General features: G+C 38.0%; 17 protein-coding genes and 1 riboswitch. Of the genes, 10 read left to right on the top strand and 7 right to left on the bottom strand.

The window, feature by feature from the left end:
* The first annotated feature begins 30 nt into the window (after nt 1-30).
* Nucleotides 31-122, top strand: a riboswitch (TPP riboswitch).
* Between the two features lie 64 nt (nt 123-186).
* From thiS to IEV85_RS18240, 8 genes are all read left to right on the top strand, one after another.
* The gene (gene thiS, locus IEV85_RS18275; protein ID WP_188466160.1) at nt 187-390 is read left to right on the top strand and encodes a sulfur carrier protein ThiS; all 204 of its coding nucleotides are present in this window, start codon (nt 187-189) and stop codon (nt 388-390) included.
* A 28-nt stretch (nt 391-418) separates the two neighbouring features.
* Nucleotides 419-2,296 (top strand): phosphomethylpyrimidine synthase ThiC, encoded by a 1,878-nt coding sequence (gene thiC, locus IEV85_RS18270; protein WP_188466158.1) that lies wholly within the window; start codon nt 419-421, stop codon nt 2,294-2,296.
* 1 nt (nt 2,297) lies between these two features.
* Nucleotides 2,298-2,786, top strand: a complete 489-nt coding sequence (locus IEV85_RS18265) for a thiamine phosphate synthase (RefSeq protein WP_188466156.1) — start codon at nt 2,298-2,300, stop codon at nt 2,784-2,786.
* Complete coding sequence (locus tag IEV85_RS18260; protein ID WP_229712646.1) at nt 2,783-3,526, top strand: hydroxymethylpyrimidine/phosphomethylpyrimidine kinase; 744 nt, start codon at nt 2,783-2,785, stop codon at nt 3,524-3,526. Before IEV85_RS18265 ends, IEV85_RS18260 begins: the two co-directional genes overlap by 4 nt.
* A complete protein-coding gene (locus IEV85_RS18255; RefSeq protein ID WP_188466152.1) occupies nt 3,519-4,160 on the top strand; it encodes a thiamine phosphate synthase in 642 nt (213 codons plus the stop codon). The genes IEV85_RS18260 and IEV85_RS18255 overlap by 8 nt, the downstream gene beginning before the upstream one ends.
* The gene (locus IEV85_RS18250; RefSeq protein ID WP_188466150.1) at nt 4,138-4,905 is read left to right on the top strand and encodes a thiazole synthase; all 768 of its coding nucleotides are present in this window, start codon (nt 4,138-4,140) and stop codon (nt 4,903-4,905) included. The genes IEV85_RS18255 and IEV85_RS18250 overlap by 23 nt, the downstream gene beginning before the upstream one ends.
* 116 nt (nt 4,906-5,021) lie before the next feature.
* Nucleotides 5,022-6,131 (top strand): 2-iminoacetate synthase ThiH, encoded by a 1,110-nt coding sequence (thiH, locus tag IEV85_RS18245; RefSeq protein ID WP_188466147.1) that lies wholly within the window; start codon nt 5,022-5,024, stop codon nt 6,129-6,131.
* Nucleotides 6,132-6,845 (top strand): HesA/MoeB/ThiF family protein, encoded by a 714-nt coding sequence (locus IEV85_RS18240; protein WP_188466145.1) that lies wholly within the window; start codon nt 6,132-6,134, stop codon nt 6,843-6,845.
* Nucleotides 6,846-6,924: 79 nt separating this feature from the next.
* Here IEV85_RS18240 and IEV85_RS18235 read toward each other — a convergent pair whose 3' ends face one another.
* Nucleotides 6,925-8,382 carry a S41 family peptidase gene (locus IEV85_RS18235; protein ID WP_188466143.1) on the bottom strand — a complete coding sequence of 486 codons (1,458 nt, stop codon included), beginning with the start codon at nt 8,380-8,382 and terminating at the stop codon, nt 6,925-6,927.
* Nucleotides 8,383-8,688: 306 nt separating this feature from the next.
* Here IEV85_RS18235 and IEV85_RS18230 point away from each other — a divergent pair, with 306 nt between their 5' ends.
* Nucleotides 8,689-9,672: a DUF1028 domain-containing protein gene (locus IEV85_RS18230; RefSeq protein WP_188466140.1), complete on the top strand. Its 984-nt coding sequence runs from the start codon at nt 8,689-8,691 to the stop codon at nt 9,670-9,672.
* Nucleotides 9,673-10,232: 560 nt separating this feature from the next.
* Here the strand turns inward: IEV85_RS18230 and IEV85_RS18225 are convergent.
* The 4 genes from IEV85_RS18225 to IEV85_RS18210 form a co-directional block, all read right to left on the bottom strand.
* Nucleotides 10,233-11,189 carry a TIGR03885 family FMN-dependent LLM class oxidoreductase gene (locus IEV85_RS18225; protein ID WP_188466138.1) on the bottom strand — a complete coding sequence of 319 codons (957 nt, stop codon included), beginning with the start codon at nt 11,187-11,189 and terminating at the stop codon, nt 10,233-10,235.
* 604 nt (nt 11,190-11,793) lie between these two features.
* Nucleotides 11,794-14,418, bottom strand: coding sequence for an ATP-dependent chaperone ClpB (gene clpB / locus IEV85_RS18220; protein ID WP_188466136.1), 2,625 nt, complete (start codon nt 14,416-14,418; stop codon nt 11,794-11,796).
* 148 nt (nt 14,419-14,566) lie between these two features.
* Nucleotides 14,567-15,361 (bottom strand): SDR family NAD(P)-dependent oxidoreductase, encoded by a 795-nt coding sequence (locus IEV85_RS18215; protein ID WP_188466134.1) that lies wholly within the window; start codon nt 15,359-15,361, stop codon nt 14,567-14,569.
* The gene (locus IEV85_RS18210; protein WP_188466132.1) at nt 15,358-15,762 is read right to left on the bottom strand and encodes a MauE/DoxX family redox-associated membrane protein; all 405 of its coding nucleotides are present in this window, start codon (nt 15,760-15,762) and stop codon (nt 15,358-15,360) included. The genes IEV85_RS18215 and IEV85_RS18210 overlap by 4 nt, the downstream gene beginning before the upstream one ends.
* A gap of 255 nt (nt 15,763-16,017) precedes the next feature.
* Here IEV85_RS18210 and IEV85_RS18205 point away from each other — a divergent pair, with 255 nt between their 5' ends.
* Nucleotides 16,018-17,274: a WG repeat-containing protein gene (locus tag IEV85_RS18205; RefSeq protein WP_188466130.1), complete on the top strand. Its 1,257-nt coding sequence runs from the start codon at nt 16,018-16,020 to the stop codon at nt 17,272-17,274.
* Nucleotides 17,275-17,290: 16 nt separating this feature from the next.
* Here IEV85_RS18205 and IEV85_RS18200 read toward each other — a convergent pair whose 3' ends face one another.
* Together IEV85_RS18200 and IEV85_RS18195 are read right to left on the bottom strand one after the other, a co-directional pair.
* The gene (locus tag IEV85_RS18200; protein ID WP_188466128.1) at nt 17,291-19,966 is read right to left on the bottom strand and encodes a hypothetical protein; all 2,676 of its coding nucleotides are present in this window, start codon (nt 19,964-19,966) and stop codon (nt 17,291-17,293) included.
* Nucleotides 19,967-19,969: 3 nt separating this feature from the next.
* Nucleotides 19,970-21,310 (bottom strand): ATP-binding protein, encoded by a 1,341-nt coding sequence (locus tag IEV85_RS18195; protein ID WP_188466125.1) that lies wholly within the window; start codon nt 21,308-21,310, stop codon nt 19,970-19,972.
* Nucleotides 21,311-21,312: the final 2 nt, after the last annotated feature.

The raw sequence follows: 21,312 nt of genomic DNA, 5'->3' as shown, positions 1-21,312 counted from the left end.
GATTCTTTCCTAAGATTTCACTTCATTTGAATCAAACTTTAGGGGTGCCCGTCTGGGCTGAGATTATACCCTCACAACCTGATGCAGTTAGTACTGCCGTAGGAAAAAGAGTTGCTACACTCATGTTATACACATGGGTGTAGTACGTGTATTCCTGAAGTTATATCCCAAAAAAATGACTCAGGAATGGAAATCAAACTCAACAATCGGAAAGAAATTTTAACAGAAGAATGCTCTTTACAGCATTTGCTTAATAGTTTTATGCCCCAAAGTCAAAAGGGCGTTGCTATAGCTGTTAATCAATCAGTAATTCCCAGAAGTAATTGGGAAAAGCATTTCTTAAATCCTCATGATGAAGTCCTGATCATTAAAGCCACACAAGGCGGATAATCAATTAAGTATCTAAAAAAATATCATTATGAAAAAGGAACATGCCCCAAAAGAAAATACGATTAGCAGAGACCCGTTGCCAGGATCACGCAAAATTTATGTAAAAGGCGAATTGCACGATATTAATGTTGCTATGCGCGAAATTTTACTTTCTCCTACCAAATTACCAACTGGTAGAATTGAAGAAAATCCTCCTGCCGTGGTGTACGATACAAGTGGGCCTTACACGGATCCTAATTATAAAATCGACTTGAAAAAAGGCTTGCCTCGGTTAAGAGAGGAATGGATTCTTAAAAGAGGGGATGTTGAACCCCTTGAAAGTTTTTCTTCAGAATACTTTAGCCAGCGTTTGGCAGATGAAAAATTGGATCATTTGCGTTTTGAGCATCTTAAAAAGCCTTTAAAAGCTAAGAAAGGAGCTAATGTAACACAGTTACATTACGCTAAAAAAGGAATTATCACTCCTGAAATGGAATACATTGCTATTCGTGAAAATCAGAGAATTGATTTAATGAATGAACAGCATGCAGGAAAACAGAGCTATTTAACCGCACAACATACCGGAAACAGTTTTGGAGCCAATACACCTAAAGGTTATATAACACCAGAATTTGTGAGGTCGGAAGTAGCTGCGGGTCGTGCAATTATACCTGCTAATATCAACCACCCTGAAAGTGAACCTATGATAATTGGGAGGAATTTCCTGGTGAAGATTAATACAAATATTGGTAATAGTGCAGTTTCTTCAAGTATAGAGGAAGAAGTAGAAAAGGCCGTCTGGAGTTGCAGATGGGGTGGTGATACTTTGATGGATTTATCTACCGGAAAGAATATTCACGAAACCAGAGAATGGATTATCCGTAACTGCCCGGTGCCAGTAGGAACAGTGCCTATTTATCAGGCATTGGAAAAAGTAAATGGCAAGGCAGAAGATTTAACCTGGGAATTATTCCGGGATACTTTAATTGAGCAGGCAGAACAAGGGGTAGATTATTTCACAATTCATGCAGCAGCCTTATTAAGGTATGTGCCTTTGACAGCCAAGCGTGTAACGGGCATTGTTTCGCGAGGTGGTTCTATTATGGCGAAATGGTGTCTGGCGCATCATAAAGAGAATTTTCTTTATACCCATTTTGAAGAAATTTGTGAGATCATGAAAGCATATGATGTTTCTTTCTCATTAGGTGATGGCTTGCGCCCTGGGAGTATTGCAGATGCCAATGATGAAGCGCAATATGCGGAATTAAAAACACAAGGGGAGCTCAACAAAATCGCATGGAAACATGATGTGCAGGTAATGAATGAAGGACCTGGTCATGTACCGATGCATATGATCAAAGATAATATGGAAAAGCAGCTGGAATACTGTAATGAGGCTCCATTTTATACTTTAGGGCCGTTAACCACTGATATTGCTCCTGGCTATGATCACATAACTTCTGCCATTGGAGCGGCCATGATAGGTTGGTACGGAACGGCCATGCTTTGCTATGTTACACCGAAGGAACACCTGGGCTTGCCTAATAAAAAAGATGTAAAAGATGGCGTAATTACCTATAAAATAGCAGCGCATGCCGCTGATTTGGCTAAAGGACATCCCGGAGCGCAGTACCGAGATAATGTACTGAGCAAGGCAAGATTTGAATTCCGATGGGAAGATCAATTTAATCTTTCACTGGACCCTGATACGGCAAGAGAATTTCATGATGAAACCTTGCCTGCGGATGGCGCTAAAGTAGCACATTTCTGTTCTATGTGTGGTCCTAATTTTTGTTCTATGAAAATCACGCAGGAAGTAAGGGATTTTGCTGCAAAAGAGGAGTTGACTGAAGAAGAAGCATTGGCAAAAGGAATGGAAGAGAAATCTGAGGAATTTAAAGAAAAGGGAAAGCAGCTTTATTTATAGAATGATAATAGTTATCTCTCATCCCTCACCGATAGAAGGAGAATTCCGGATTCTGAATCAATTGTTTGATGCAGGTCTGGAATATTTCCAACTCTATAAGCCAAACTTTTCAGCTCAGGAGATTGAAGCCTATAAAGAGCAAATTCAGAAAAAGCATTTACAGAAAGTGAGCATACATACTGACCATCATAAATTTCATAGTTTGAAGGAGATGGAAGAAATTTCAGTGAATGATGATTATGCTTTTTTGTCTCCAATTTTTGATAGCATTTCAAAGAAAGGATACACGAGCAAATTTGATCTCGAAGAGTTAAAGTCTTTTTTAAAACGCAGTCCTAAGAAAATTGTAGCCTTGGGAGGAATAGATGAAGATAAAATCGATTGGGTAAAAGAGGCAGGTTTTTCCGGAATAGCATTACTTGGAGCCATTTGGCAGAGTGAAAATCCGGTGGAAAAATACAAAGCAATTCGGGAAAAATGGGAGGATTGAAAAACTATGTATTAAGCATTGCAGGCTTTGATCCAAGTGGAGGGGCAGGCGTACTGGCAGATGTCAAAACTTTTGAATCTCATAGTGTAACAGGGATGTCTGTCGTTACTGCGCTCACTTTTCAGAATGATGCAGAGTTTGAAGCAGTAAAATGGATGAAACAAGAGGAAATTTTACAACAGTATGATGTCCTCAATAGAAGATTTAAGTTCTCTGTAATTAAAATAGGGTTGATTGAAAACCTGGAGGTATTGGGAGCTATTGTGACTCATTTGCGGGCTAGCGCTCCTCATTGCTTAATTGTTTGGGATCCTATTTTAAAGGCTAGCGCAGGCTTTACATTTCATGAAAATATGGATCGCTTCAGATTGTTTCAGATTTTGAAAAGTATAACGCTGGTAACTCCCAACACTGATGAAGCAAAACTTTTAACTGGAAAGGAGAATGAAATGCAGGCAGCGGAAGAATTGGTGAAATATTGCGCTGTACTGTTAAAAGGAGGGCATAGTGCTGAGCAACTTGGGACAGATTATTTATTTGTACAAGATAAAATGGAACGATTAACGCCATTCGGATTGGAGGTAAGTCCGAAGCATGGTTCGGGTTGTGTGCTTTCTTCTGCAATAGCTGCTCAGTTGGCAAAAGGAGAGAATATGTTGAATGCATGCCTTCAAGCCAAGAAGTATACGGAACAGTTTTTATCCAGTAATTCTACCTTAATAGGAACACATTATGCTTGATAAACTACAATACATTTCTCAAGGCGAAACCTCGCAAGAGCAAATTGAAAACATTTCACATACGTTGGCTGCTGGCTGTAAATGGGTACAATTGCGATTTAAAAATGCACCGAAAGAAGAGTTTTTTTGGGTTGCCCAAAAAGTGAAAGAGTTATGCGACAGTTATAAGGCTATGCTGACAATCAATGATCATGTAAATATTGCTCAAGCAATAGATGCCGATGGTGTTCACTTAGGGTTGCAAGATATGTCTATTGCTCAGGCAAGAGATATTTTGGGGTATGAAAAGATCATTGGAGGTACTGCTAATACATTGGAAGACGTGTTAAGCAGAGTACGGGAAGAATGTAATTATATCGGCTTAGGCCCTTTTCGGTTTACACCCACCAAGAAAAAATTAAGTCCCATTTTAGGTGCTGAAGGTATAAAGCAGATTATGCAGGAATTGACTTTACTCTCAATTGAAATGCCTGTTTACGCTATTGGAGGAATTACATTGAAAGATGTGGTGAAAATTATGGATACGGGAGTTGCCGGGGTGGCGGTTTCTGGAGAAATCACTAATCACCCCAATAAAAAAGAACTCTTAGAAAATTTTAATCAATTATTAAATGGACAAATTAACTATAGCTGACAGAGAATTTCAATCACGACTGTTTTTAGGAACAGGTAAGTTTGGTTCTTCGGCAATAATGGAAGAAGTAGTCTTAGCTTCATGCTCTGAACTGGTGACAGTGGCACTTAAACGAGTGGATTTTGAGATGGATACAGACAATTTACTTAAACATTTGCAACATCCTCAGATCAATTTATTGCCTAATACTTCAGGAGCGCGCAATGCTAAAGAAGCCATTTTTGCGGCTCAACTGGCCAGAGAAGCTCTGGAAACAGATTGGTTAAAGCTTGAGATTCATCCAGATCCTAAGTACCTGATGCCTGATGCCATTGAAACACTAAAAGCAACTGAAGAGCTAGCCAAATTGGGATTTAAGGTAATGCCATACATTCATGCTGACCCGGTTTTGTGTAAAAGGCTGGAAGATGTGGGTACGGTTGCAGTAATGCCATTAGGCTCGCCAATAGGGAGCAATAAAGGCTTGAGAACAATTGATTTTCTTGAGATCATCATTGAACAAAGTAAAGTGCCGGTCATTATTGATGCCGGCATTGGTTCCCCTTCTGATGCCACGAAGGCTATGGAAATTGGAGCTGATGCTGTACTGGTTAATACCGCTATCGCTGTATCTGAAAATCCGGTAATGATGGCAAAAGCCTTCAAAATGGCAGTGAAGGCAGGAAGAATAGCTTTTGAGGCAAGGCTTGCAAAAGTAAATGGGGCAGCTACTCCTAGTAGTCCTTTAACAGCATTTTTAGATTAAACAGAGGCTGTTAGGCAATTAATTTAGAAGCATTGGTAGCTACTCGAAAATAAGAATCAAATGATTAGCCTTTTTGTAATTTAATTTTAAAATCCATATAATCATAAATTAAGCTTATGAGCTTTACGAATATTTTTGACACGCAAAAGTGGGATGAGACTAAAAATGCTATATACAATAAGACTTCTGCAGATGTTGAAAAAGCACTTTTGGCCAGGAGAAGAACTTTGGCGGATTTTAAAGCTTTGATTTCGCCAGCTGCTGCTCCCTACTTAGAAGAAATGGCTCAATTGAGCAGTCAGATTACCCAAAAGAGATTCGGTAAAACAGTTCAGCTATTTGCACCCATGTATTTAAGTAACGAGTGCCAAAATATATGCACTTACTGCGGCTTTAGTTTTAATAACAGAATCAAGCGAAAAACTTTAACTGAGTCTGAGATTTTACAGGAAGTGAAAGAAGTTAAGTGGCAGGGCTTTGATCACATTCTTTTGGTAACAGGGGAGGCTAATCATACAGTGCACGTGGATTATTTTATAAAAGCCATTCAAATCATAAAGCCTCATTTTTCTAATATTTCTATTGAAGTGCAGCCTTTAGAAGAAGAGGATTATGGGAAGCTTAAGCAGGAAGGGCTTCATTCTGTGCTGGTCTATCAGGAAACTTATCATCAAGAGAAGTATAAAGATTATCATCCTAAAGGGAAAAAATCAAACTTTAAATACCGATTAGAAACCCCGGATAGAATTGGCAAAGCAGGTTTGCATAAAATTGGTTTAGGTGTGCTTTTAGGTTTGGAAGATTGGCGGACTGATTCTTTTTTCTGTGCCATGCACCTTCATTATTTGGAGCAAACTTATTGGCAAACAAAATTCTCTCTTTCATTTCCGAGAATAAGACCTGCAGAAGGAGTGGTGCCTGCCGAGCAAAGTATAAACGATAAAGAATTGGTGCAACTAATATGTGCTTACAGGTTGTGGAATGAAGAGGTTGAATTATCTATGAGCACACGTGAATCTGAAAGCTTTCGTGATAACATTTTTAAATTGGGTATTACCACTATGAGTGCAGGATCTAAAACCAATCCTGGTGGATATAGTGTGAAAGAAGAGTCCTTAGAACAGTTTGAGATTTCAGATGAGCGAACTGCTAAGCAGGTAGCTGAAATTATTTCCAGTAAGAATTATGAGCCTGTCTGGAAAGATTGGGATAGAACATTTCAGTAAATGACAGAAATTACTAAAACAGAAATCGGAAGATATAGTAGGCAACTAATGCTGGCTGAAGTTGGATTTAAAGGGCAGCAGAAGTTGAAAGATGCAAAAGTGCTGGCAATAGGTGCAGGAGGTTTGGGCTGTCCCTGTCTGCAATATTTAGCTGCAGCGGGTGTGGGTACAATCGGAATAGTAGATTTTGACAAAATTGAGCTGCATAATCTGCAACGTCAAATTTTATTTACTACTGATGATATCGGCAAAGCAAAAGCTGAAATTGCAGCAGAGAGATTAAAGTCACTTAATCCGGAAATAGCTTACCAGGTTTTTTGTGGAAAAATCGAAGAAAGTAATGCAGAGAGGATAATTTCACAATTTGATATTATTGTAGATGGCTCTGATAATTTCTCAACACGCTATTTAGTAAATGATACCTGCGTACAACTTAACAAAACTCTTGTGTATGGCTCTGTGCTAAAGTTTGAGGCACAATTGGCAGTTTTCAATTATAAGGGAGGAAAACAATTGCGTGATATTTACCCTGAACCACCTAATCCTGAAGATGTTCCAAGTTGTGACGCTAATGGCATAGTAGGGACTGTACCTGGTATTTTAGGTGTTTACATGGCAAATGCCGTTATCCAGTTGATTTTAGGAAGCTATTTAGGAGAGCATTTATTGCTATTTAATTTTGAAGATTTGAGTATGATGAAGTTAAAGATGTAACTTTAAATTAGATCAAAGCTACATGATCATTCGATTATCAGCTGTCAAATAAATACAGCAAATTCATTTTCTCTTAAAATTACTTCTTACCAGAATATTCATTTTTAATCAGGATTTTCATGTGCTCTATCATATAGGGTAATGCATCAATATTTTCATTGATATACACGTCCGGTGCTATACCGTAGGGGTCAATAGGGTTTTTATCCAAATCCATGGCTCTGTAAGAAGAAGGATAAGTTAATTTAAAACAGCCTATATCTTTGGAAAGTCCATTAAAGCCATCTACTACGCCCGCAGTGTTTTGTCCGTAGACTACTACTTTTTCACTTTGATTGGCACGATAAACGAAAGTTTCACATGAACTTCCACATCCTTCATTCACTAATATTATTACTTTTTTAGGCCACGTGTAAAGTGTGTCGGGCTCGTAGGTATAAAAATAATTATCAGGGTACTCAAAATACACTGAATCTTTAAAACTCATAAGGTAATCATATGTCTGACGTTGCTCCTCGGTATATTCTTCGTAGGTTTTCTCTTTCAAATCACTGGTATTTAGAAATTGTTGTATGTTGTACTCACTCATCCAATAGCCTGTGTTTGGGATTTGAATAGGTCCATTTAGCAAATAAGGTAAAATGGGATAATAAGTGCCATCATTTCCTCCTCCGTTGTCTCTTACATCTACAATAATGAATTCCGCAGCTAAAAGCTTTTCATGGTTTGCTTGCATAATGCTATCCACATATTCTGGTGTTACTGTCCAGAAATCTGGAAACCTAAGATAAGGTATGCCATCTAATTCAGCATAGTGGAATTTATTGTAGTTTAAGTCTACAATGTTTTGAGGTTCTTCCTCTTTTGTTTGAGGCCAGATTTTTATCCAATCGCCTAACCCTTCGAAGCTTAGTTTTCCCGCACTTACCTGTTGCGCAGTAATAGATTTAGGTGAATGGTCACTCATCATAAAACTTGCATTGTAGTTAGTTCCAAATACAGTAGTCAACTCAAATTTCACTTCATTTTCACTCCATTTTTCATTAGTAGTTTCAATAATTACCCCCACATAATCTCTTTTAGTATTGTTTGTTTTAGGATTAGGAATAAGTGCTGCAGTGTAAGCACCATTTTGCCATATACCCAGTAGAGGGTTTTTATCATAGTTTTTGTTTTTGAAATCGGATTTAAATTGCTTTTCTGAGATAGTAATTTTTTCCACTTTTGGTTCTGATTTTGCAGAGATGCGGATATAAGCGTGCCCATCCCTAAAGAAATCCAACCATTGCTCAAGAACTGATTTACAATCCACCAAATTCTCTGCCTCACTAGCTTTTTTACGCATTAAATCAGTATGAGCCTGATATAATTCTTTGTTTTCTTCCGTGACTTTATAAATAAAAAGGGAGTAGTTTTTTTCATAGGTACCCACAGTGGCTTCAAATGATTCTGAACAAGAACAATCCTGGGCAGTGGTTTGAAAAATAAATAATGTAAATAGTAAAGAGCTGAGGAGGATAGTTTTTGATTTCTTCATGATTTTAGTAAGGTCAGGTAAGGGTGTAGCACTTTGTGATAACTTTAAAAGTAGATGAAATATTTAATAGTTTATACTATTCGGTTATACTTTTTTCAGGTAAATATTCAAATAAATGTGTGTTTAAGTCAATTATATTGAACAAAATCTATTTTTATTAAACAATTTAAAGAAGTGGGAATGGGTGTCCAGTTTTTCTATTTAAGTCAAGATCATTATTTGCTCTTTGTTTTATAGACTAATTTTTTCAATATTTATAAGGTGTCATAAAAAAATGACTTCCTTAATTTTCTAACTTAAAAGTTTATGATAAGAATTATTCTTGCTTTAATATTCACTATTATCTGCTTTTCAGCTTCAGCCCAAAATCAAAAGCCATCAGATCCATTAGCCCATACTTATTCCATCGTGGCGCGTGATGCCAAAACAGGAGAAATGGCAGTAGCTGTACAAAGTCATTGGTTTAGCGTGGGTACCGCAGTTTCCTGGGGTGAAGCCGGAGTGGGAGTAGTGGCAACACAATCTTTCACCAATAAATCATTTGGTTTACGAGGATTGGAACTTTTAAAAGAGGGAAAATCACCGCAGGAAGCTCTCGATATTTTATTGAGTGATGATGAAGGAAAAGAATTCAGACAGGTGGCTATTTTAGATACAAAGGGCAGGGTTGCTACACATACGGGCAAAAGTTGCATAGATGAGGCGGGGCATGCCAATGGAGAAAATTTTTCCGTGCAGGCTAATATGATGTTAAATGATAAAGTAGTCCCGGCAATGGAAAAAGCTTGGAAAGAAAATAACAACCTGCCTTTAGCTGAGAGAATGGTAGAAGTGTTAAAAGCTGCGCAAGGCGAAAAAGGAGATATCCGTGGAAAGCAGTCTGCGGCATTGCTTATTGTTGCTCCCGAAGCTACTGATGAACCATGGAATGACCGTTTGCTGGATTTAAGAGTAGATGATCATGCAAATCCGATTCAGGAATTAGATCGATTGTTATCTGTTTATCGTGCCTATGAGCACATGAATAGAGGAGATTTGCATGTGGAAAAAAATGAAATGGCTGCTGCAATGGAGGAATACAATAAAGCCATGGAAATGTTTCCTGCCAACCTTGAAATGCAATACTGGACTGCTATCACTTTGGCGAATGATAAAAAGATAGATAAGGCCTCATCGATGTTGCAAAGTATTTATAAACAGGATGCTAATTGGAGAGAACTGACAAGAAGGTTACCTAAAGTAGGATTGTTGAATGTTTCAGAAAAAGAATTGAAGAGCTTATTGAGATAGATTAGGCTTCTCACTAAAAATAAATTTCACTATAAACTCTATATTGATATTCGTAAAATTTAAATTTATGTACAAAACCAAAACATTAACAAACGGAAATTTTATTGAGCATTGAATTTAAATTCCAAGAATATTTAAAACCAAATTTTATTCTTAATCTTTTTGTCTACTATATAAGTAGCTCTGATAGCTAAACTTCTTTCTTGAGGCTGGTTACCGAATGACACCCCTATAATCCCCTCGAGGGGATAGCCGCACAGATTTAAATCAGCAGGAAAACTTTAGCTTTACTACTATTTTCTGTTGCATCAAAAGGTTTGTTATTTCCCTTGAGATTCAGTTATCAAACTGCGAAGACTTGATGCAAAAGATAGAAAAAATCAAGATTCGTCAGCTGGCGAACCACGCTACAATTCCACGCGCTTCCCGCCCGCTTTCACGAGCAAAGTTTATTTGGTTTTCGAACATTGGAGTATTTATTAATATTACAGTAGATTAGGTTTGTTGGTTATTCACTTTAGTCAATTATTACCTCATAATAACTTTCATTGTAATAGATCTTATTGGAACGCTGGAATTACTTTCTTACCAAAAAACTCAATAAATTTTTCCTGATCTTCATTTACATTGTGAATGAAGATTCTATCAAACCCCATCTCCGAAAATGCCTTTATTTTCTCAATAAGTGGTTCAGGCTTATTGGCTATTATTACATGGTCTCTTAAATCTTCTCTTCTTACTTTTTCACCAAGCGCTTCAAATTGTTCGGGTGTTTCCAAATTAGCCAGAAGTTTGCTGGGGAAAATGTTATTTCTCCATTGATGCCATGCTCCATCTAAGGCTTCTTCTTCTTCTGATTCGGCATATGATACTTGTACTTTCAGTGTCATAGGCTTTGTGCCACCATTTTCCTGAAAGGCTGAGACCATCTTTTTAAGTTCATCAAGTGGCTTAGAGACCGTGATCATACCATCGGCCCATTCAGCTACCCAATTAGCAGTTTTTTCAGTTAACGCAGCGCCAAAAACAGTGGGAGTGTGAGTGGGCTTTGTAAATAACTTAGCATTTTCTACTCTTATCATTCCTTTATGAGTTACATAATCTCCTTTCCAGAGTTTACGCATTACTTCAACAGATTCCTTTAAACGAGTATTTCTCTCTTCTTTAGAAGGCCATTTATCTCCTGTAATACTTTCGTTTACAGCCTGGCCGCTCCCTGCTGCCAGCCATATCCTTTTTGGAAACATAGCATCTAAAGTAGCCATTGCCTGAGCAATTATTGCTGGATGGTAACGCTGTCCGGGTGCATTAACAATACCAAATTCCAAATTAGTAACCTGCATAGCAGCACCTAACCAGCTCCACGCAAAGCCACTTTCACCCTGGTTATTGCTCCAGGGATGGAAATGATCCGAAGAAAGTATTGCTTGAAAACCTGCTTTTTCAGCTTTTTGCACCAGTTTTAATAAGTGTTGTGGTGTAAATTGTTCGTGGGAAGCGTGGTAGCCTAGTTGCATATCTTATAGTGAAGTTGAGCGTGTGTTTTTGGTAATTGCAAAACGCTTTAGCAGAATTCCCGGTTGCACATGCTGCACTAAATAAATTAAAGCAAATTTGTTTAATCTGCTTAAGTTTTCTTGTAGTTGTATATTTGTTCATTTTCTCCTCCCAGTTATTCCCAATTCATTCATTTTAACCTACTAATGTAAGTTGTAGGAAAACAGGTTCCCTGACGTTTATTGGCGGAAGTTATTTCAGAAATTATTAAGGACTAACTCCCCCAGTTTCGCCATAAGCGAAAAAGCGGGAGGGAGGGTAAAATGGCGGGATAGCGTGGGCATTGTGGGTAGAAGCATCATTTTACCTAGATTTTTTGCATACTTTTTCATCAATGGAAAAAGTATGAAGTGCTTTAAGAGCATAATCACACAAAAGCAAACAAACTAACACTTAATTTCTGTGCTTTAGACTACTCTCAAACGATAAAACTGCTTTTAAATAGTAAAATGTAATATCATACAAGAACCTGAGCAACAGGATTTGCTTACTTGCTCTCTGCTGATTAAAAAAACCGTGACAAAATCTTTTGCCACGGCTTTTTACGGATTGATATTTAAAGATTTACTCTATCTCAATATCCTCTACGTTTTTAAAGGCAATCTCACCGTTTTCCATCTCTACCAAAACAGTGCTATCATTACTAATTTCACCTGCCAGTATCTGTTTTGAAAGAGTGTTCAAAATGGTTTTTTGAATTAACCTTTTCAGTGGTCTGGCTCCAAACTGAGGATCATAACCTATTCTTCCAAGATAATCCAATACCTCCGGTGTAGCATCAACCTGGATTCCATTTTCCTTCAATCGCTTTTGGATGTCTTTCCACTGAATGCTTACGATCTGCCTTAAAATATCGGTATTAAGTGGTTCAAACATAATGGTTTCGTCAATCCTGTTGAGGAATTCCGGCTTTACTGATCGCTTCAATAGCTCATATACTTCGTTCCTGGTTTCAGTCAGAATTTGTTCCTTTTTCCATTCATCTCCTTCAAAATTTTCCAGACTTAACCTTTCCTGGATTAAAGCAGAGCCAATGTTGGTAGTCATGATGATGATGGTGTTTTTAAAATTGGCTAACCTGCCTTTATTGTCGGTAAGTCTTCCATCATCCAGCACTTGCAACAAAATGTTAAACGTATCAGGATGTGCCTTTTCAATCTCATCCAGCAAAATCACTGAATAAGGTTTTCTTCTCACTGCTTCAGTGAGCTGCCCACCTTCATCATAACCAACATAGCCCGGAGGCGCACCCACCAGTCTGCTCACAGAATGCCTTTCCTGATACTCAGACATGTCAATCCTAACCATTGCATTTTCATCGTTGAACAGGTATTCTGCCAGCGCTTTCGCCAGCTCAGTTTTACCCACACCGGTGGTTCCCATAAAAATAAAGGAGCCTATTGGTTTTCGGGGGTCCTGCAAACCTGCTCGGCTTCTTCTTACAGCATCGGATAAAGCCGCAATTGCTTCTTTCTGTCCTGCCACTCTTTTACCTAATTCCTCTTCCAGATGTAACAGTTTTTCTCTATCACTTTGCAACATCTTTGTCACAGGGATTCCTGTCCAGCGAGCTACCACATCAGCAATCTCTTCTGCTCCCACTTCTTCTTTCAAAAGAGGACTGCTGGAAGATTGCATTTCTTTCATCTTAGTCTGAAATTCGTTCAGCTTAGCTTCAGCTTCCGTTAATTTTCCGTAGCGTATTTCAGCTACTCTACCAAAATCACCTGCACGTTCAGCCTGTTCGGCTTCTAATTTCAGCTTATCAATATGCTCCTTCTGGTGTTGAATGCCCTGAATTACTTCTTTCTCACTTCCCCATTTGGCACGTAAGTCTTTTCTTCTCTCATCAAGATCCGCTAATTCTCTGTTAATAACAGATTCTTTATCCTTATTTTTCTCACGCCTCATTGCCTCCCGCTCAATTTCCAACTGCATGATTTTTCTGTTTAATTCATCCAGTTCTTCAGGTAAAGAATCTATTTCAATTCGCATTTTAGCAGCAGCTTCATCCATCAAATCAATGGCTTTATCAGGCAAAAATCTGTCTGAAATATAGCGTGTAGAAAGTTCAACAGCCGCAATTACCGCATCATCTTTTATGCGTACACCGTGATGCACCTCATACTTGTCTTTTATTCCGCGCAGAATTGAGATAGCATCTTCCTGAGAAGGCTCGTCTACCATCACCGCCTGAAATCTTCTTTCCAGTGCTTTATCCTTTTCTACATATTTCTGATACTCTTTTAAAGTAGTAGCACCAATTGCATGTAACTCTCCTCTTGCCAAAGCTGGCTTTAGCAAGTTTGCTGCATCCATTGCGCCTTCACCTCCTCCGGCTCCAATCAACGTATGGATTTCATCAATGAAAAGAATAATCTGTCCATTGGAGTCAGTAACTTCTTTGATTACTGACTTTAGTCTTTCTTCAAATTCGCCTTTGTACTTGGCTCCGGCTACCAGTAATCCCATATCCAAAGAGATAAGGATTTTGTCGCGAAGGTTTTCAGGCACATCGCCATCGACCATTCTTTGAGCCATACCCTCAACAATAGCAGTTTTACCTACTCCCGGTTCTCCTAAAAGTATAGGGTTGTTTTTTGTTCTTCGGGAAAGTATCTGCAATACTCGCCTGATCTCTTCATCCCGGCCAATTACCGGGTCAATTTTACCACTTTTAGCCAGTTCATTCAGGTTAATGGAATAGCGCTCTAAAGAACGATATTTAGATTCCGCATTTTGATCTTTCACAGAATCCCCTCCACGTAACTCTTTTATGGCTTTAATCAGGTCCTTTTCACCGAAACCTGCATCTTTTAGCAGGGCACTTACCTTATCTCCTGATTTTAGAAGACCTAAAAGGAGATGCTCAATAGCCACATATTCATCTTTAAATTCCTTTAGAAACTTCTTGGATTCGGTGAGTGCTTTATGTGCGTCATTAGAAAGATAAGGTTGAGAGCCACTTACTTTTGGATAGCCTCCAAATAATTCTTCCAACCTGTTTTCCATCAGGCCTTTATTGATATTAAGTTTTTTATAGATAAATGAAAGCACATTCTCATCTGTCTGCTGAATGGCTTTCAATAAATGTCCCGTTTCAATGGCTTGCTGCCCATTGGACTGCGCCATCTCAGCTGCCTTTTGTATGGCTTCCTGAGACTTTATGGTATATTCATTTAAGTTCATTGTTTCGTTTTTTAGGTTTTATCTTTAGTTAACAAACTAAAAACCAATCTGAATAACCTGACTAATTGTCCTATATTTTGTTGAAATTAGATAAAATAAAGACAAAATGACATTGATTTAATGTTTTTGATGAATAAATTAAGTCTCATCAGACAATAGAATTAACTACACCTCCATCTACTCTTAGAGAGGCACCATTGGTTGCAGCTGAAAGTGGGCTTGCCACATAAGCCACCAGGTAAGCTACTTCTTCCGTAGAGGCGAATTTTTGTGTGAGGGAAGTTGGCCTTCTTTTCTCAAAGAAATCTCTTAAAACCTCCTCCAACGTTTTGCCTTCCTTTTCTGCCTGAGCTTTCAAACCATTTTCATTAGCTCTGCTCCAGGTTGGCCCTGGTAATATAGCATTTACAGTTACATTACTTCCTTTGGTTAAACGGGCTAAGCCTCTTGAAATAGAGAGTTGCGCAGTTTTAGTCATTCCATAATGAATCATTTCAGTTGGGATATTTAATGCGGACTCACTACTTATAAAAATAATTCTTCCCTCATTTTTCTGCATCATTTTAGGAAAGTAATGCCTGGAAAGTCTCACTCCACTCATTACATTAATTTCAAAGACCTCAGACCATTCTTCATCAGTAATGTCAGCAAAATCGACTTCATTGAAAATTCCTACATTGTTAATAAGTATATCTACATCAGGAATAGATTTTATTAAATGAGTAACCTCTTCTTTTTTAGCAAAGTCAGCTGCTATTCCATTGATGTTTTCATTGCCGGTCTCCTTCTTTAAGCGATCTATTGCCTCAATCAGTGATTCTTCCTTTCTACCATTTATGGTAACAATTGCTCCTTCCGAAGCTAATTGTTTGGCAATGGCATATCCTATGCCTGCGGTAGAACCTGTTACTAATGCTGTTTTATTTTCTAATTGTAAATTCATTGAATTTTATTTTTACTATTGAAAAGTGAATAATTATTTTCTTTGTTAAACAAATGGAGTAGGGAGAGATATAGTCCGTAGAACATTTGTGTAGCTACAGCTGACCAATTTTCCTGCAAACTTGATCCGAATATTAAAAGGCAGATCAATAGTACGCCTGCTATGGTAGTTTGCCGAATGGCTATGCCTGAAATGAGTAACAAACCTATTAAAAGTTCCACCACCGGAAGTACATAAGCAAAAAGAAGCACTAGGTCAGGAGGTAAAAAAGTGTTATTAAATGATTCAGCCATTCCCTGAGCAAATGCGGCTAATTTTGGTAAGCGTACAATTCCATGTCCTAAAAAGCTAAAGCCTATAGGAAGGCGTGCCAATACATAAGCGGATTTTTTGTTCCCCATTTTTATTGATCAATTATTAATAAGGAATACGAATCCAGCAGGATTCTGTTGAGAAGTTTTAGGGCTGTCTTCTTGCGGTATTCAATAAGACTTAATAAGCCTGCTTCTTATTTTCAATCTTAAAATAAACCTTTATTTTTGACCCTGAACATTTGGAGCCAAACCATGCGAAGCTTATTATTTTTTTTTATTTCAATCCTTTGTGCCGCCAGTGCATGTCAAAAGCAAAACTCAACCAATAAAGCATCATTAACCATGAATTCATCTAAAAAGCATGATTCACCATTAGCAGATACCTTTAAATTGGCAGATGATATATTAATTCCTTTTCGCACCAAGGATAGCTTATTTGGCTACGTGAACAAAGCTGGTGAAATGGTGATTGAGCCACAATGGCCTATGGCTTATCCTTTTTCCGGGACCAGAGCGCCTGTATTGAATAATGCAGAAGAAGCCATTGCCATGATTGACAGGGAAGGAAATTATATTACTGATTTTAAGTATACGCGTATGGCACCTTCAGGCCATCCGGGCCACTGGCAGGTACAATTATTGGGTGGCCAATGGGGCATCATTGATACCGTGGGTAATGAAGTGATTCCTATTGGCTTTGAGCGTATGGGCTATATAAAAGAATTAGGATGGTATTTAGCCAGACTGGAAGGTAAATTGGGCTATGTAGATGCCACCGGAAAAATCATCCTCCCATTTGAATATGAAAGGTTAGAATACATTAATAGAGATGGAGGTTTTCCTCACATCTGGTGCAAAAAAAATGGGAGATATCTTTATTTAGACACAAATCTCCATCGATTTATTCAGGAGACTTTTGATGAAAGTAATACGTTTATATACGGAAGAGCATGGGTGCAAAATGGTGATAGAAATTACTTGATAAACACGACAGGGGAGGAAGTTTTGGATTTAAGTCAGTATGCCTTTCTAATTAATAGCCATCCAGAGGTAGGAATTATAGCAAGAGGAGAATATCCGCAGTTTAAATATGGGCTTATTAATATTAACTCAGGGGAAGAGCTTGAGACTTCTTCATTCCATAATATTGATCAATTTCATGAAGGGCATGCTGTTGCCAGTATAAAAGACAGCACAGGTCAAACATTGGTGGGAATTATAAATGACAAAGGAGAGTGGACAGTTGAGCCTCAATACGAATATATTACCTATTATTATCAGAATCAGTTTAAAGCAAGAAGACCTAACGAAAAACAAGCGACTGAATTAATAAATGCAGAGGGGAAAATATTATTTTCATCGGAATATCAATTGGATTCTTTTTTTGATTTAAAGCAAAATGAGTTTCTTAAGCTTTTGGATTTTAGTACCGACCCCAGTACAAAAGGAGTTATTGATTATATGGGAAATGAAATTTTACCAATAGTTTACCAGGAGTTTTCAGATGATGCTTTTGGAGAAGATGGTTTGATTCAAGTTAAAAAAGATGGTATTTATTATTATGTAGATATTCATGGAAATGAGTATATTCAGAAATAGCAGGTTTTAATAATTACTAACTATCAATTAAAGATCTAAACTGATTTTCCAGTTCAGTAGCAACTTCATTATTAATGGTAGGGTTGTCCTGATTAAATTGAGCAATAAAGTCTTGGGTCTTTTCTCCTCTGATAAAATCTTTTAACAAATCTTTTACGTCCATTTCAAATACAAATCCGCCTGCAATACTGCCAGAAAGTTTAACTTTAGCTCCTAAGGCTAAATTAGCCCCGGCTGCAAAACCAGCTCCAATACGCGCATGGAATATAACCGAAGGAAAAATGTCTGACTGAATAGCTTTATTTAATAAAGAAGTAAATTTCATAAATAGTTGATTTGTTGGGAGACTACCATTTCCTCTTATAGACTCTAATGTTCCTTTACTCCAATCGATGATAGTTTTTAAACCATTTAAAAAACGTTCTGAAATGGAATCTCCAGCAAATGACTCCTTAACTAAATCTTTTATGTCGCTTAAAACTTGTTCTTCTACTTTCCCCAAATCTACCACCACATCCAAATATGCCTCTGAAGTGAGCAGGAAGTTATTGTAGTCTGCTTTTTGAGAGTGTTTTTGCTCATCAGATTTAGTCTTTGCTATCCTGGCCGATCTGCTCATAAAGCCGGCTATTACTGCGCGTTTAGTAAATTTGATGTCCTTTACCAAACTAATAAAGTCAGCATCTTTTATATTTTTTAAGGTATCACCAACTGATTTTATATCACTACCCAAATCTAACTCGGCTTGCGAAGCACCTCCGCCATCATAATAGTCAAGCTCTCCACTCATAGTGTATAAGCTAAATGTTGGGGCTGACCATTCTTCTCCTGATTTGGCTGTAAAGCTCATTTTTAAACCCATACCTCTGTCAAAAACGGGCCCTAATTTTCCTAAAACAGATAAATTAGCCTGCAACTTAGCCTGAGTTCCCATCTCAATAAATATGTCCATGGTCTGCTCACTTACAGAGACCACTTCACCCTCATGCTTTAGTTTTCGGGAAAATTCTACTCCTATTTTAGGGTTAATTTTTAACAATGCTTCAGCACCAATATTTAAGTATTTAAGAGCAAAGTCTTTTAATTTAACCTTTTTATTCAGAGGGTCTATCATTTCCAAAGCAGTACCTCCGTAATTATCAGCTTGTTTATCTGAGGCATTACTTCCTTTGTGGGTGTATGATTCCGTCCGGTTGTCTGTGCCTGCTTTTTTTGCTCCTATGGAAGCACTTGCATTTACCTGTGCTTCAACACCTAAAGCCAGTTTACCTTTAGTCATATAATGGGAAGGATTCAATTGCATTCCTCCTAAAGCATCCAGAAATAATGTGGCAAGGTTAACTGCAGTGCTATCTCCTTTTAAAATTGCCATTAAGGCACTCAAAATAGCATCATCATCTTTAATAGGAAATTCATATTCTGCCATCCCGTAAACAGCTCCTTTTACTTCAGCATTGGCACCCGCCTGAGCACCTAACCCGGCTGATCCTTTTTTAGAGTTCTTCCCTCCGATATAAAATCCTGCACTTACCCCTGTGTCTAAGCCTAAGGCCAACCTGTCGTATTTTTTTAATGCAATAGTATTCTCATCTTTTCTAAAGAAGTAGGTTTCAACCTGTGAATCCACTCCTACAGGGTAAGCAAAAGTGGCTCCTATCTCAGACCCGTAAAATGCCCCCCAGTTTACAGGCCAATATTCATCCACCACAGTGCTGATAATTTCTCCAAAGCTGCTGATCTTTCTTTTAATTTCTTCTCTGTAGGATCCTGAGTTAATACTTCCTTTTAAAGCATCTGCATAAGCTTTCTGCGGAATCCAGATCAGGAAATTTTCCTTTACATGGAATCGATCATAAGAAGGAGTGATGCCCCCAAAGAAATCAAAGTCCTCATTAATAAATATGCCTCTGTTGTCTCTATTTCCGGGGTTATTAATGTGCATGAGCACATTGGCATAAAACCTTCTGTCCTCACCTTCCTGTAATTTGAACTTGCTATTAATTATGCTTTCAAGCGTATCTCCTTTCTTAATTTTATATAATTTGGAACCTGTGCCAGGCATAGGAATCCCTGTATTTAAGCGTGTGATGTTTATATAACCTTCCTGTCCTTTATATTTTACATGCGCCCAGTCATATTCATCAACTGATATAACAAAAACCTCTTCATTAAAAGTAAGCGGTTCTTTTTGAAGTTTTTCTCCACCTGGTGTCCTATAAATATTTGCACCATCTTCAGCTTTTACCACGGAAGGTTGATTACTGATATTGTGATTATTTACAACCACCTCATCTAACATTTGTAAGGCTATGTCCGCATGGATATAGCCAAACCTCTTGGTGTCGTTGATAGTAATATACACCTTTACCCAGGGGTGTGCACTATTATCAACTACCACAAATGGGAACATTTTCAGTTCACCTTGATCATTATATTGCTGTAGGTTAACTATTCCATCCTGAAAGGAGGTAGGGTTAGGAACCTGATAAAGCCAATTGTATAGTTCGTTGTCATGATTAGCTACTGCATAATAATTTGCAGATGTGGTGGATCCTTGGTTTTTGCTTTGAGTTGTTTCACTATATCCATAGCTCTCATTTTCCTGATAAGCATCCTGGTACCCTGTGCTTTGAGCAGTATCTGTCGAATTTTCAGCGTTGGCTTTTCGTGTGGTTTGATAAGGTGTGGCCATACATTATTTCCGTTGAAGCTCTTCTACAATTCGTTTAATATCAGCCATTCCCACAGAGTATTTATTTTTGCGGATGGCCTGAAGTGCCAGGTTATGCACAATTTGTACAATGGTAGCTGCAGTAAAAGGTTTAGAACTAGCTAAAAGTTTAAAATCAAGACTAGGCTCTTTCTTTAATTGCTCAGGCCATAAGCGAGTCCATAGTTCAAGTCCCTGCTCCGGTTTAGGTGGGCCAAAGAAAATAGAGGATTGAAAGCGTCTGGAGAAGGCACTGTCCATGTTATGCTTCATGTTGGTGGCCAAAATAATGATGCCATTAAAATTTTCTATAGCCTGTAAAAGATAAGCAATTAACTGATTTTGATGCTGATCGTTACTATTCTGCACATCGTCAGATCTGGAACCAAAAAGCGCATCTCCTTCATCAAAGAAAAGAATATAACCCTTGTCTTCTGATTTTGAGAGAAGCTTTCTCAGGTTTTCCTCTGTCTCTCCGATATATTTAGAGATGATGGCCGATAAATCAACACGGTAAACATCTCTATCCAGCATTTTACCTAAAAGTGTAGCAGTTAAAGACTTTCCAGTACCAGATGGCCCGTAAAATATTGCTCTGTAGCCAGGCTTTAAATGAGCTCCTAATCCCCATTCTTCGGAAAGTTGGTCTTTGTATAATAGTGCATCCTTTAATTCGGCCAACTTTTCATCAGTAGAAGGGTTTAGCACAAGGTCATCCCAGCTAAGCTTTGTTTCTAACAGATGAGCTGGAAAATCACTGCTGTAGCGTGGCCTTCTTACTTTATTGTATAGGAAGCTTTCAACATAATCCTGATTCATTTTTAATTCTCCATCATACTGAGAGCCACTGTCGTTTTTGGATAATATATCAAGTACTCCTTTTTTGAAGAACACATGGTTAGAGTCGAATAATTCAGCTATTGCTAACCTTTTACTAAGATCAGAGCCACTAACCAGAAAGAGCGCTGTTTCTGCCGTTGGCAATAGTTGAGCTTTGGTAGAGGAGGTAATTAAACCTGATTTTTTAGTGTCACCTTCATCCAGAAAATAAGAAAATGATGCGGGTTTTATATGCGGAAGTAAGGATAATAACAGAATCAGCCTCTCCTCATCACTTAATTGATGATGTTTGATGAAATCAATATAAAGGTGATCCTCATCAGGTAGTTTCGGGGCAGGCGGTAGGCCTGCATCTTCCAGGGGAAGTGCAGGGTCAGCGGAAGCCATTCTGACTGTAATGCATTTTTCAATCCAATCAATTTCCTTTTCAAGTAGCCTGATGAAAGGAGATTTTATTGTCTGCTTTATTTCCTTCTCTTTTATCATAT

It is taken from the genome of Marivirga lumbricoides, from assembly GCF_014636295.1.
Lineage (GTDB): Bacteria > Bacteroidota > Bacteroidia > Cytophagales > Cyclobacteriaceae > Marivirga > Marivirga lumbricoides.
Note: the sequence above shows the minus strand (reverse complement) of the source record. Positions and strands in the feature narration are given on the sequence as shown.

Coding starts and splice junctions, on each gene's coding strand:
- thiS (WP_188466160.1), top strand. CDS start 187: ATGGAAATCAAACTCAACAATCGGAAAGAAATTTTAACAGAAGAATGC.
- thiC (WP_188466158.1), top strand. CDS start 419: ATGAAAAAGGAACATGCCCCAAAAGAAAATACGATTAGCAGAGACCCG.
- IEV85_RS18265 (WP_188466156.1), top strand. CDS start 2,298: ATGATAATAGTTATCTCTCATCCCTCACCGATAGAAGGAGAATTCCGG.
- IEV85_RS18255 (WP_188466152.1), top strand. CDS start 3,519: ATGCTTGATAAACTACAATACATTTCTCAAGGCGAAACCTCGCAAGAG.
- IEV85_RS18250 (WP_188466150.1), top strand. CDS start 4,138: ATGGACAAATTAACTATAGCTGACAGAGAATTTCAATCACGACTGTTT.
- thiH (WP_188466147.1), top strand. CDS start 5,022: ATGAGCTTTACGAATATTTTTGACACGCAAAAGTGGGATGAGACTAAA.
- IEV85_RS18240 (WP_188466145.1), top strand. CDS start 6,132: ATGACAGAAATTACTAAAACAGAAATCGGAAGATATAGTAGGCAACTA.
- IEV85_RS18235 (WP_188466143.1), bottom strand. CDS start 8,382: ATGAAGAAATCAAAAACTATCCTCCTCAGCTCTTTACTATTTACATTA.
- IEV85_RS18230 (WP_188466140.1), top strand. CDS start 8,689: ATGATAAGAATTATTCTTGCTTTAATATTCACTATTATCTGCTTTTCA.
- IEV85_RS18225 (WP_188466138.1), bottom strand. CDS start 11,189: ATGCAACTAGGCTACCACGCTTCCCACGAACAATTTACACCACAACAC.
- clpB (WP_188466136.1), bottom strand. CDS start 14,418: ATGAACTTAAATGAATATACCATAAAGTCTCAGGAAGCCATACAAAAG.
- IEV85_RS18215 (WP_188466134.1), bottom strand. CDS start 15,361: ATGAATTTACAATTAGAAAATAAAACAGCATTAGTAACAGGTTCTACC.
- IEV85_RS18210 (WP_188466132.1), bottom strand. CDS start 15,762: ATGGGGAACAAAAAATCCGCTTATGTATTGGCACGCCTTCCTATAGGC.
- IEV85_RS18205 (WP_188466130.1), top strand. CDS start 16,018: ATGAATTCATCTAAAAAGCATGATTCACCATTAGCAGATACCTTTAAA.
- IEV85_RS18200 (WP_188466128.1), bottom strand. CDS start 19,966: ATGGCCACACCTTATCAAACCACACGAAAAGCCAACGCTGAAAATTCG.
- IEV85_RS18195 (WP_188466125.1), bottom strand. CDS start 21,310: ATGATAAAAGAGAAGGAAATAAAGCAGACAATAAAATCTCCTTTCATC.